Origin of the sequence: Pedobacter puniceum, from assembly GCF_009674685.1 — a bacterium.
Lineage (GTDB): Bacteria > Bacteroidota > Bacteroidia > Sphingobacteriales > Sphingobacteriaceae > Pseudopedobacter > Pseudopedobacter puniceum.
Window position 1 is genome coordinate 104284 of record NZ_WKJI01000003.1, and the last position, 12891, is coordinate 117174.

General features: G+C 33.6%; 8 protein-coding genes and 2 tRNA genes. 6 read left to right on the forward strand and 4 right to left on the reverse strand.

Annotation, left to right across the window (positions count from 1 at the left end; all coding sequences use genetic code 11):
• Positions 1–2 precede the first annotated feature (2 nt).
• Positions 3–3395 (reverse strand): isoleucine--tRNA ligase, encoded by a 3393-nt coding sequence (ileS, locus tag GJJ64_RS11785; RefSeq protein WP_154287986.1) that lies wholly within the window; start codon positions 3393–3395, stop codon positions 3–5.
• 118 nt (positions 3396–3513) lie between these two features.
• Here ileS and GJJ64_RS11790 point away from each other — a divergent pair, with 118 nt between their 5' ends.
• The 5 genes from GJJ64_RS11790 to GJJ64_RS11810 all read left to right on the forward strand — a co-directional run bounded on the left by GJJ64_RS11790 (position 3514) and on the right by GJJ64_RS11810 (position 6959).
• Positions 3514–3705, forward strand: coding sequence for a hypothetical protein (locus GJJ64_RS11790; RefSeq protein ID WP_154287987.1), 192 nt, complete (start codon positions 3514–3516; stop codon positions 3703–3705).
• A 67-nt stretch (positions 3706–3772) separates the two neighbouring features.
• Positions 3773–6007, forward strand: coding sequence for a type IX secretion system anionic LPS delivery protein PorZ (gene porZ / locus GJJ64_RS11795; protein ID WP_154287988.1), 2235 nt, complete (start codon positions 3773–3775; stop codon positions 6005–6007).
• A 1-nt stretch (position 6008) separates the two neighbouring features.
• Positions 6009–6734 (forward strand): DNA repair protein RecO, encoded by a 726-nt coding sequence (recO, locus tag GJJ64_RS11800; RefSeq protein WP_154287989.1) that lies wholly within the window; start codon positions 6009–6011, stop codon positions 6732–6734.
• 59 nt (positions 6735–6793) lie between these two features.
• A tRNA-Val gene (locus tag GJJ64_RS11805) sits at positions 6794–6871 on the forward strand.
• Between the two features lie 13 nt (positions 6872–6884).
• Positions 6885–6959, forward strand: a tRNA-Val gene (locus tag GJJ64_RS11810).
• 207 nt (positions 6960–7166) lie between these two features.
• Here the strand turns inward: GJJ64_RS11810 and GJJ64_RS11815 are convergent.
• Positions 7167–9092, reverse strand: a complete 1926-nt coding sequence (locus GJJ64_RS11815; protein WP_154287990.1) for an LTA synthase family protein — start codon at positions 9090–9092, stop codon at positions 7167–7169.
• Between the two features lie 91 nt (positions 9093–9183).
• Positions 9184–10815, reverse strand: a complete 1632-nt coding sequence (locus tag GJJ64_RS11820; RefSeq protein WP_154287991.1) for a M1 family metallopeptidase — start codon at positions 10813–10815, stop codon at positions 9184–9186.
• A 93-nt stretch (positions 10816–10908) separates the two neighbouring features.
• Between GJJ64_RS11820 and GJJ64_RS11825 the strand changes: the two genes are divergently transcribed.
• Complete coding sequence (locus GJJ64_RS11825; protein ID WP_154287992.1) at positions 10909–12078, forward strand: hypothetical protein; 1170 nt, start codon at positions 10909–10911, stop codon at positions 12076–12078.
• Here GJJ64_RS11825 and GJJ64_RS11830 read toward each other — a convergent pair.
• On the reverse strand, positions 12053–12847 hold the full coding sequence (locus GJJ64_RS11830) for an ion transporter (RefSeq protein WP_154287993.1): 795 nt from the start codon (positions 12845–12847) through the stop codon (positions 12053–12055). The two genes, GJJ64_RS11825 and GJJ64_RS11830, sit on opposite strands and share 26 nt — an antisense overlap.
• Positions 12848–12891 lie beyond the last annotated feature (44 nt).

Sequence of the window (12891 nt, forward strand, 5' to 3'; positions counted from 1 at the left end):
GTTTAGTTCTTTTTTAGTGAGATTAAAATATTAGTTTCTTCTATTTCTATGGTGTCTCCACCTGTTAATTCATCGCTTAAGGTTAAAGACTCAGCCAGCGTCTCTTCACAAATATATAATAAATTGCTACTTACAGCATCCGTAATAATAGGGAGCTTTTGTAATACCACGCTTATCTTATCTGTAACCTCAAAACCTTTATCTTTTCTTAAGTTTTGTATTCTATTGATAACCTCTCTGGCTATACCTTCTTCTTTTAAGCTTTGGGTAATGGTAACATCTAAGGCTACTGTTAAACGCCCTAAATTGGTAACCTGCCAGCCTGGTACATCTTCTGCAATAATCTCTACATCTTCAACAGCAATTGTAAATGTTTGTTCTTCTACCTCAAACGTAATATTTCTGTTTGTTTCTAAAGTTTGGATTTGCTCATCATTTAAAGCAGTTAAGAAATTCCCTACAGCTTTCATGCTCTTACCAACTTTTGGTCCAAGTGCTTTAAAGTTTGGTTTTATTTTCTTTTTAATGATGCCTGCTGTATCTGTAATGAATTCGATTTCTTTGATATTGGTCTCAGACAGAATGAGTTCTCTTACTTTTTCTACTTTTTGCTGGAAACCTTGATCTAGTACTGGTAACAATATTTTACTCAGTGGCTGTCTTACATTAATGCCTACTTTTTTACGCAATGATAATATCATGGATGAAATATCTTGCGCTAATTGCATTCTTTCTTCTAAATCTTTATCCACCAAATTAGCTTGGTAAATAGGGAAATCTGTTAAATGTACAGATGCTACTTGCTCTTTTTGTGTGATGCTGTTTAAATCGTTAAATAACCTGTCTGAAAAGAAAGGAGCTATGGGCGACATCAACTTTGCTACACCTACTAAACAAGTATATAAAGTTTGGTATGCCGATATTTTATCTTCAGTATATTCACCTTTCCAGAAACGACGACGACTTAAACGTACAAACCAGTTGCTTAAATGCTCATCAACAAAATTTTGGATGGCTCTTGCTGCTTTTGTAGGTTCAAAATCCTCATAAAACTCGTCTACTTCTTTAGTTAAGGTGTTTAATAAAGAGATAATCCAACGGTCTATTTCTGGGCGGTTAACAATTTCTTCTTCTGCGTATTTAAAACCATCTATATTGGCATAAAGGGCAAAAAACGCATAAGTATTATACAGGGTGCCAAAGAACTTACGACGAACCTCATCTAAGCCATCTAAATTAAATTTTAAGTTATCCCAAGGAGATGCGTTGCTAATCATGTACCAACGTGTAGCATCAGCGCCATAGGTTTCTATGGTGCTAAAAGGATCTACCCCATTACCTAGCCTTTTAGACATCTTATTGCCGTTTTTATCTAATACCAAACCATTAGAAATTACATTTTTGAATGCAATGCCTTGGTTAGCATTTTTAATATTTACGGCTTTTATATCATCGCTGGTTTCGCTTAATAAAGTTGCAATCGTGTGTAAAGTGAAAAACCATCCACGGGTTTGGTCTACACCTTCAGCAATAAAATCTGCTGGGTAGGCTTTCTCAAATTCTTCTTTATTTTCAAACGGATAATGCCATTGTGCATAAGGCATAGCTCCAGAATCAAACCAAACATCTATTAAATCTGGCTCACGGAACATTTTTTTACCCGTTGAAGAAACTAAAATTACATCATCAACATAAGGACGATGCATATCTTGTAAAGAAAAGCCTTCTGGCATAAAACCAGCTTTTATAGCTTTTTCTATTTCTTGATTTAATTCTGCAACAGCACCAATACAAATTTCTTCAGTTCCGTCTTCCGTTCTCCAAATGGGTAAAGGCGTTCCCCAATATCTAGAACGAGATAAATTCCAGTCAACTAAATTCTCAAGCCAATTACCAAATCTTCCAGTTCCGGTACTTTCTGGTTTCCAATTAATGGTTTTATTAAGCGCTACCAGTTTTTCTTTAACAGCAGTGGTTTTAATAAACCAGCTATCCAAAGGGTAATAAAGTACAGGTTTATCTGTTCTCCAGCAATGTGGGTAACTGTGTTCGTACTTTTTAACATCAAAAGCTTTGTTTTCTTCTTTAAGTTTTATGGCAATTAAAACATCTGTAGGCTTAAAATCAGCTGCTTTACGCTCTTCATCGCTATAATATTCTTCTTTTACATATTTGCCTGCAAAGTCTGTTACCTCATCAACAAACTTACCTTGTTTGTTTACCAGTGGGAATTCGTTTCCTTTTTCATCAGTCACCATAACAGATGGTACGCCATTCTCTTTGGCAACCCTAAAGTCATCAGCACCATAAACAGAAGCTGTGTGTACAATACCAGTACCGTCTTCGGTAGTAACAAAGTCTCCACCTATTACACGGAAAGCATTAGCCTCTAAGTTTTCATTGCTTACATAAGGCATTAATTGGAAGTAGCGTAAGCCTAAAAGTTCTTTACCTATAAACTCGGCAGCAATTTCCCATGGTATTAATTTATCGCCAGCTTTATAATCCTGAAAAGATAAATTTTGCGCTTCGGCTTTAAAGTGTTTAGCTACTAAATCTTTAGCTAAAATTACGCTTACCGGAAGGTGAGTGTATTGGTTAAAGGTTTTGATTTTTACATAGGTGATTTTCTCGCCAACCGCCAAAGCACAGTTAGACGGTAAAGTCCATGGTGTGGTTGTCCAAGCGATAATAGTGGTATCTTCTTCCTCAGTTTCAAAAAGTTTTGAAATTAGCGGATGAACCTGATCTTTCTTTAATCTAAACTGCGCAACAATAGAAGTATCTTTAACATCACGATAAGTGCCAGGTTGGTTTAACTCATGCGAGCTTAGACCGGTACCTGCAGCAGGTGAGTATGGTTGTACTGTATAACCTTTGTATAAGAAACCTTTGCTGTGTAATTGTTTTAAAATCCACCAAAGACTTTCTATATATTCATTTTCATAAGTGATGTATGGGTTTTCTAAATCAACCCAATAGCCCATTTTTTCGGTAAGGTCATTCCATACATCGGTATATTTCATTACCTCTTTACGGCAGGCATCATTATACTCTTGAACAGTAATTTTTTTACCAATATCTTCTTTAGTGATGCCTAAAGATTTTTCAACAGCTAGCTCAATAGGTAAACCATGTGTATCCCAGCCACCTTTTCTTTTAACCTGAAAACCTTTTAAAGTCTTGTAACGGCAAAAAATATCCTTTATAGAACGAGCCATAACGTGGTGAATACCAGGCATTCCGTTGGCGGAAGGCGGTCCTTCATAAAATGTGTATGGTTTAGAAGCCGGACGATTGCTTATACTTTTTTCAAAAATATGATTGCTTTTCCAGCTCTCTAATACTTCTTTGCCTATTTGTGATAAGTTAAGTTGCTTATATTCTTTGTACATCAGCGCTTTGTCTCCAAAATTAAGGATGCAAATTTAGGCATTTAGATGCTTAAATAGTAATAGAAAGAGAAAAACAAAAGCTGGTTTGAAAATTGTATTACAATTGTTAAAAAAGCTTATGTTAAAAAGGTCAATTTATGCATTAAGATATTCGGCAATTATAGTAGCTGCCAGTATCTTGTTATACTTATTTAATCCAGATTTTGGTAAGTATATTTTAGGTTTTGGTTTAATAAGTTTAGCCATAGCAACCGTTTTATACATTGTTTTTATGTTTAAAAGATATGGCGAGAAAAAGCCTATTCACTAAATTTAGATCACAATAAAGACGCTATATTTTTGTGCTTTAAGCGATAAGCCTTAATTTGGGGCTATAAATGAAAATTAAGCTTGTTTTTATATTTCTTCTGGTTAGCAACTGGGTATTTGGACAGCAAGTTGGTATTGGCCAATGGCAAGTTTATCTGCCGTTTTTTAATGCTTCTAGTGTAGATATAAATGAGGAAGAAGCTTTTTGTGCTACCAGTGGGGGATTATTTACAGTAGATAAAAACACTAAAGAAGTACAAAAATTCTCTGTTTTAGATGGCTTTGCTAGTAGTGATATTAAACTTGTAAAATGGAATACAAGTACTAAACAACTTTTTATAGTTTACCAAAACTCAAATATCGATGTTTTAGATGAGGGTAAACTACATAACCTCCCTGAGATTTTTAATCGTAATAATTTAGGACGAAAGAATATAAATGCGGTTTTTTTTAAGCAAGAGATAGCTTATTTAAGTACTGCATTTGGTATTGTGGTTTATAATCTTGCTAGAAAGGAGGTTAGAGATACTTACTTTTTTACCGAAAATGGTGCGCCTCTTGAAGTTTTTGAAAGCGTTATTTTGGGCGATAAAATATTTGCGGCAACTTCTTCTGGTATTTACGAAGCTAATGCGAACGATTTATTAATAGATTTTAGTAGATGGCGTAAACATGCCTCAAATCAGCTCTATCCGGGGGGTATTTGTAGGTCTGTTGTAGATTTTAATGGTAAACTTTACGGTTTATTTAATAGCCAGATTTATGTTTTTGAGAATAATCAATGGATGATGACTTCAATTTTTGGAGTTGATGTCGCCAAATTAAAAGTGGTAAACAATAAATTTATCACCATAGCGCCTTTTAGAGTAATTGTTTATGATAGTCAGTTTAATCAGCTCAGGAACATCCAAAACACCAATGTTTTTAATAACGTTAAGGATGTTGCTTTGCTTGGCGAGGAAGTTTTAATAGCAGATAATAAAATTGGATTAGTAGGTTTTAAACCCGATGCAAGCTTTGTAAATTATACGCCAGCAGGTCCTCAAATAAAAATTGTTAAAGATTTATCATCATTAAACCAACAGTTGGTTATTGCGCCAGGTGGTTTTAGCGATACCTACTCGCCTTTATTTCAAAATTTAGGTTTTACCGAGTTTAAAAGAGGCGAGTGGAAGAATTATAACGAACAAACAAGCCCATTTTTATCGCCCATAAGAGATATTACGGTTATACATCCATCAGCAACAAAAACCTATTTGGGGTCTTTTGTTAATGGTTTGTTGGTTAAAGAAGGAGAAGATTTTAAGCTTTTCAATCAACAAAATAGCAGTTTACAAACTACTTTAGGAGATGCTGCTACGATAAGAGTTTCTGGTATTGCAGAAGACCAGAGGGGTAATATTTGGGTAAGTCAGTTTGGAGTTAGCAGTCCTTTATCTGTTTTAAAAAAGGATGGTACATGGCAAGCTTTTTCTTTTCAGGATGTTTTGCCGGGTTCTTTTATTGAGGCGAAAGGTTTATTGGTAGATGATGCATCCCAGAAATGGTTGATGATTAGAAATAGAGGTCTGTTAATTTTTAATGACTCGCAAGCCAAGATACTAGGGTTTGGGGCTAATTTATTGCCGGGGGGCGATGTTTTAAGTATTAAAAAAGACCTAAAAGGCGCTTTGTGGGTAGGTACAGATAGAGGAATAGCCTTTATCGAAAGCCCTGAAGATGCTTTTAGTAATGTAGAGGTAGAAATTCCAACACTTACAGAAAATGGATTTATAAGACCAGTTTTAAGTCAGGAGCAGATAAATTGTATAGCAATAGATGGAGCAAACCGCAAATGGATAGGAACAAATAATGGGGTTTGGCTTTTTGATGAAGCTTTGCGTAAACAAGTCTTAAATTTTAATACCAGTAATAGCCCCTTAATTAGCAACCGTATTTTAGATATTGAGGTAGAAGCCCAAAGCGGAGAAGTGTTTATTGCAACCGAAGGCGGTTTAATGTCTTATCGTGGCGATGCTACAGCAGCATCATCAAAACTTTCTGAAATTACGGTTTTCCCTAATCCGGTAAGACCAGGGTATACAGGTTTAATAGCAGTAAAAGGATTAACAGAGCAAGCAAGAGTTAAAATAACAGACATTAGTGGTAACTTGGTTTATCAAACCGTAGCAGAAGGAGGTTTAGCAACCTGGGATGGACGTACTTTTAATGGCGATGCAGTTTCTTCTGGTGTCTATCTGATTTTAATAGTAGCAGAAGATGGAGGAGATACCGCTATTTCTAAATTGATGATAGTGAGATAATATGATTCATAAGACAAGAGGCATTGTTTTAAAAGTTACAGATTATTCTGAAAGTAGTGTAGTAGCAAGAATTTTTACAGAAAAATTTGGCTTGCAATCTTATATGATAAATGGGGTAAAAAAAGCTAAGTCTAAAGTGAAGATGAATATGCTACAACCATTGCACCTATTGGATATGGTGGTTTACCATAAACCAAATGGTGGTATTCAGAAAATTTCAGACATCAGGAGTATGCCTATGCTACAGCATATTCCTTATGATATTGTGAAGAGTTCTATCGTCATTTTTATCAATGAGATTTTGTATAAATCTTTAAGACAGCAAACAGATGATGAGGTACTTTTCGAGTTTATTTTTAAATCTATTGAGCTTTTAGATGCTGCAGAAGAACCTATAGCCAATTTTCACCTCGTATTTTTAGTAAAACTAACTAGGTTTTTAGGATTTTATCCTGATACCAGTTATGCCGATACCAGTAATTATTTCGATTTAAAGAATGGTATTTTTAGTAAGCAGCAGCCCAAACATTTATTATATATCACCAATGAAGATTTACAAAACTTCATTTTATTGTTAAGATGCTCTTTAGAAAATTTTCAGGAACTTAAAATAACCCATAAAAGCCGTAAGTTTTTGATAGATAAGCTTATTGATTATTATAGTTTGCATATAGATGATTTTGGACAAGTAAAATCCCATGCTATTTTGGAAGAAGTTTTAGGATAATTTCAAATTTATTTTGCTTTTCTCGAATAAGAGTTTACTTTTGCAGTCCCAAAAGATTTGGAGGATTAGCTCAGCTGGTTCAGAGCACCTGCCTTACAAGCAGGGGGTCACTGGTTCGAACCCAGTATCCTCCACCAATAAATCCAAGATGGGAGATTAGCTCAGCTGGTTCAGAGCACCTGCCTTACAAGCAGGGGGTCACTGGTTCGAACCCAGTATCTCCCACACAAAAAGCCCGATGAAAATTGGGCTTTTTTGGTTATAATACTTAGGTAATAAGTGGTATTTATGGTGGATTTTCAGAGCATCCCGATATATAATCGGGAGGGTCACTGGTTCGAACCCAGTATCTCCCACACAAAAAGCCCGATGAAAATTGGGCTTTTTTGGTTTTAATATTTCTTACTTATATAAAGATTGAACGGATTTTTCTCAATCAACCGTTAAACTATTTCCAATCATATTTTTATTGTATTGCTGTATAAAAGCTTTTAAATAAGTTTCTAATTCTTGTTTTTCCTTAGGCTGATTTTGGCTGATATCTTTTTTTAATAAAGCATCATTTTTATAGTTATAAAGTTTACTGCTTTCTTCGTTATATTTTAAAACATACTGGCCTTTCATAATTTGGTAGTTACCATCGATGGTATTGATAACAAAATGATTTTTTTGAGGCTTCAGCATATCATGCCCGAAAGCAAAGTAAGGCTTGTCAAAATTTAAGTAATTTAAAATAGTAGGAGTAATATCTATTTGTTGCACCGGATAATCTCGTTTACCTTTTAAATTGCCACTGGGGTCATAAATGATAATAGGAACAGCAAAGGCACCTAAAGATGTTTGATATTCTGGATGACTGGCAAGTGTAGAGTGGTCTGCTGTAATGATAAACAATGTATTTTTGTACCATTTGCTTTTAGATACAGTTTTAAAAAACTTACTTAAAGCCATATCTGTATAGCCAACATTTTGATGAACCGGTAAAGTACCTTTAGGAAATTTGCCTTCATAAGCTACAGGTAATTTAAATGGATGATGCGATGAAAGCGTAAATACACTTGTGAAAAAAGGTTGTTTAAATGTACTGATGTTTTTTGCCCAATATTGTAAAAAAGGCTCATCCCAAATGCCCCAAATACCATCAAAATCATCATCATTTTGGTATTCTGACTTCCCAAAATAATGCTTTATACCAGCCATTTTTATGAAAGAACTAAAGCCCATAGAACCGTTAGGTGCTCCATGAAAAAAAGAGGTGTGGTAACCTTTATTGGCAAGTAAGCCACCTAAGCTATTAATTTTATTACCAGAATAGTAAGATAAAACAAAAGGCTCGTTTATACCAGGTATACTAGATAATACAGATGGTAAACCTTCAATAGATTTTCTACCGTTTGCATAAGCATTGGTAAAACATAAAGAATGTTTAGCCAAAGAATCTAAAAATGGCGTATAACCTTTGTATTTTCCTTTTTCTAATTGGGGATTAAAAGAGCCTAAAAACTCTCTGCTAAAGCTTTCTAAAATAATAACAACAATATTTTTAGGCTTAAATTTTTGGCCTGAAATGGGTTTTTTGATAGGATTATACAAACTATCTACTACTGTTTTAGTAAAATAGTTTTGTTCTTTTAAAGGCTTCGTTTTTATAGTTCTGATGATAGAAAAAGGTGTATTAACAACAATATTAATTTCTGATGGGTCTTGTACATATTCTCCCGCATTACTTATTGTAATAGGACGGGTACTATGTCTAAAGCCTCCACGCATACCTGCTATAGCAAACCAAATAATCAGCATCATCATTACTGCAGCGCTGCTACCATAAATGACAGTATTGTTAATTTTAGGCTTTTTTACAGGGATATGTTTATAAGCCCAATACATCCCAAAAAGGCAAAACACAAATAATAATGTGGTATGCCAGTAATCTATAAAAATAAATTTTAAGGCAAGTTCTGCTAAGTTTTGTTCATTAGAAAACTGCGCAAACATGCTAAAGGTGCTACGTTTTAGTGTAAATGGGAAATAAGCAATATCAGCTATATTAAAAGCTAATCCTAAACCATTGGTAAAGAAGAAAATGCCTGCAAATATCTTTTGGTATCTTTTACTGTATCGTATTTTTAAAGGGATAATCTGGCTGGCTATGAAAAGGATATTCAAGTAAATAATAGCACTAATATCAAACTTTAAGCCGCCATAAAGTAAGGTTAAAAAGTGTAAAAAATTAAATTCTGGAAATGCAGAAGCATTAAAAATATAGAATGCTATTCTACAAACAGAATACAGGGCTACAATAATAAATAGCCTTAAACCTAAAGAGAAATAAATATTTCCTCTTAAAAACTTGTACATACAAAAAGGTCCCCAAATAAGCCGCAAATATAGTATTAACCATATTTTAAGAAGCCTTTTTTAATTATTTAAATTGAGGTTATAAGATTTGTCATATTTTTTTGAGGTTTATATAAAAGTTAGGGTCTAAATTAAAACTACTTGCTTTTACATATTGCCAATTTGAACTTGGCTTAAGGTTTATTAGTTTCTGATTGATGTAAACTTGTAAAGGCATATTGAAATTGGTGACATCACAATTCCAACGATAAATAAATCCTTTTTTATCTTTTTTAATTTCTAAAGTTGGTGGGTTTTTATGTTCGAGATATTGCTCAAATACTTTACTTAAATCAATTTTTGTTTTTTGGTTGATGTATTTTATGATATCCTTGCCAGTTACGGTTTTTAAAGCAAAATCTTTATTTAAACCTATCAATAACTCACGCCATAAGTTGTCATTATTAATAATACATCTTATAGTGTGCAGCATATTAGCACCTTTATAATACATATCTCCAGACCCCTCTTGATTAACACCATAAGGCCCTATAATAGGTTTGTCGTTTTGGATATTATTTCTTAGTCCAATAATATAATCAGCCCCAGCTTTTTTACCATAATGATATTCAATAAATAAGCTTTCAGAATAATTAGTGAAGCTTTCATGTACCCACATATCAGCAATATCTTTGGTAGTGATATTGTTGCCAAACCACTCATGTCCGGCTTCATGTACAATAATAAAATCCCATTTTAATCCCCAGCCTGTGCCTGATAAATCTCTACCTAAATATCCTTTTTTAAATTTATTGCCGTAAGCAATTGCACTTTGGTGTTCCATCCCTAAATAAGGAGTTTCGATAAGTTTAAAGCCATCTTTATAAAAAGGATAAGGTCCAAACCAATATTCAAAAGCTTGTAACATTCTTTTAACATCCGCATCAAAATGTGTTTTGGCAATTTCTAAATGTTCTGGTAAAACATAATAATCAAGACTCAGATTGCCTTTTAAACCTTTATAAACATCATTAAATAGAATATAATTGGTAGCGTTTATCGCAACATTATAGTTGTTGATAGGAGAACTCACAAACCAATTATAAGTTTTGTAAGCATCCGGATGAGTGTCTACAGAACGTAACCTCCCGTTAGAAACATTCATCATATCTTTGGGTACACTTATGCTGATAAGCATACTATCTGCCTCATCTGCTTGTTGGTCTTTATTAGGCCACCAACTACTAGCGCCTAAACCTTGGCAAGAAGTAGTTATCCAATCTTGATCCTGATGTTTGGAAAATGTGAAACCACCATCCCAAGGAGCATTTTTAGCTATTTTAGGTTTCCCCTGATAAAAAACTTCAAATTTTTGTTGGCTATTTTTTCTGATACTATCAGGAAAGCTTACAAAAACTGCATGATGGGTTCTTATAAATGGTAGAGCTTTGTTTTCATAAATAATTTTGTCTATCTGTAAATTCTCAAATAAATCAAATTGTAGAGTTTTGAAATCTTTGGTAGCTGTGAACTGAAAAATATTACTGCCTTTAATTGTTTGATTTGCTACATCTATCTTCACTTTTAGGTTATAAAAGTTTACATCATAACAAGTTCTGTAAGGACTGTGGATATTACCTCTTAACGAGTCGGCTAAGGTAGCTTTATGCGAATTTAAAAGCTGACTATAGGCGCTTGTTGATAAAAAGAGGAACACCAAAAAAGTAATATTTTTACGTGTCATGTGAAATTTTAGGCAATTTTAATGGTTGATTTAAACATGCAAAAACGTATTTTTAAAAAATCTGTTATTCTAATAAGCATTTACAAATTTTAAATGAAGATACTTAAAGTAGAGGATAAAGCCACGCAAAAAGCATTTTTAGAGTTGCCGATATACTTATATAAAGATGATAAAAACTTTATCAGACCTTTAGATAAGGATATTGAAATGGTTTTTGATGAGAAACGTAATAAGTATTTCAGACATGGTAGTTGTACCCGGTTTATTTTGCAAGATGATACTGGTAAAACCATTGGTAGAATAGCTACTTTCATTAATAGAAAAACTTTAAACAGTTTTGACCAGCCCACCGGCGGCTTAGGTTTTTTTGAGTGTATTGATGATAAAAAAGCTGCTTTTTTACTTTTTGATACCGCTAAAGCTTGGCTTGCAGCGCAAGGAATAGAAGCTATGGACGGACCTATAAATTTTGGAGATAGAGATAAATGGTGGGGTTTATTGGTTGATGGTTTTTATGAACCTTGTTATTGTTGTAATTATAACCCACCTTATTATCAGCAGCTTTTTGAGGATTATGGCTTTGAGGTTTACTTTAAACAATACACTTATTACAGAAAAATATCGCAAAAGCTAGCTTCAAATTATGCTGATAAAGCAGAACACATTTTAAGTAACCCTGATTATACTTTTGAGCATATGAAGCTTTCTAATTTAGCTAAGTATATAGAGGATTTTAGGGTGGTTTATAACAGAGCTTGGGTAAAACATAAAGGTGTAAGAGAAATGAGTACGCAACAAGCCAAGGCTATCATGTTGCAACTAAAGCCAGTTTTAGATGAAAAAATTGTTTGGTATACCTATTATAAAGGAGAATGTATTGGCTTTTTTGTGAATATTCCAGAGCTTAACCAACTTTTTGTGAAGCATGTTAAGGGTAAGTTAGATTGGATAGGCAAAATCAAATTTCTATACCATAAATGGAGAAAAACTTCTAAAACAATGTACGGGATTGTTTTCGGAATTGTGCCTGAGCATCAGAAAAAGGGAGTTGAGGTAGCTATGATTGTAAGAGCTGCAGAAACTATTCAAGACAAGAATAAAGTTACTTATGAAGATTTTCAGATGAATTGGATAGGTGATTTTAACCCGAAAATGATGAACGTTGCCGAGCAAATTGGTGGTAAAATTTACAAAACTCATCACACCTACAGGTATTTATTTGATAGAGATAAAGAGTTTAAGAGGCATCCGGTAATTGTGTAATTTCTTTGCCACACTGGGTGCAAAAATTAGCATTAACTGGGTTTTCTGTGCTGCAATTACCACAAACTTTACTTTTATTTTTTGATAACTCAACTGTAATTATACCCGTTGGAACGGCAATGATGGCATAACCCATAATCATCGCTACCGATGAAAGAAATTTACCTAATACGGTTTGTGGTACTATATCTCCAAAACCTACTGTTGTAACTGTTACTATAGCCCAATAAATACTTTGTGGGATACTGGTAAAATTGTTTTCGCTACCTTCTATCACATACATTAGTGTACCTAAAATGGTAACCATCGTAAGAACTGTCATTAAAAAGACGCTAATTTTATAGGAACTCGCTTTTAAAGCATTAAAAAGCATTTGTGCTTCTCGGTTAAAGCGTACCAATTTTAAGATTCTAAAAACTCTAAGTAATCTAAATATTCTTACTGTGAGGAGGTAATGGTATCCAGCAAAAAATAAATCAAAATAGGTTGGGATAATAGAAAGCAAATCTACTAAGCCCCAAAAACTAAATATATAACGAAATGGCTTTGGAGATGTCCATATCCTCAAAATGTATTCTATAGAAAATAAAATGGTTAAAATCCACTCTATGGTATAAAATTCCTTGAAAAAAGCCTCATGTACTTCGGGAATACTTTCTATAATAACAATCACTACACTAAACAGAATCACCCAAAGTAAAGCTATATCAAATGCCCTTCCGGCTTTAGTATCGTGTTCAAAAATGATGTTATACAGACGTTTTTTCATAATTAATAATATAAATTCTAATATAACAATAAACAAGCCTTAAT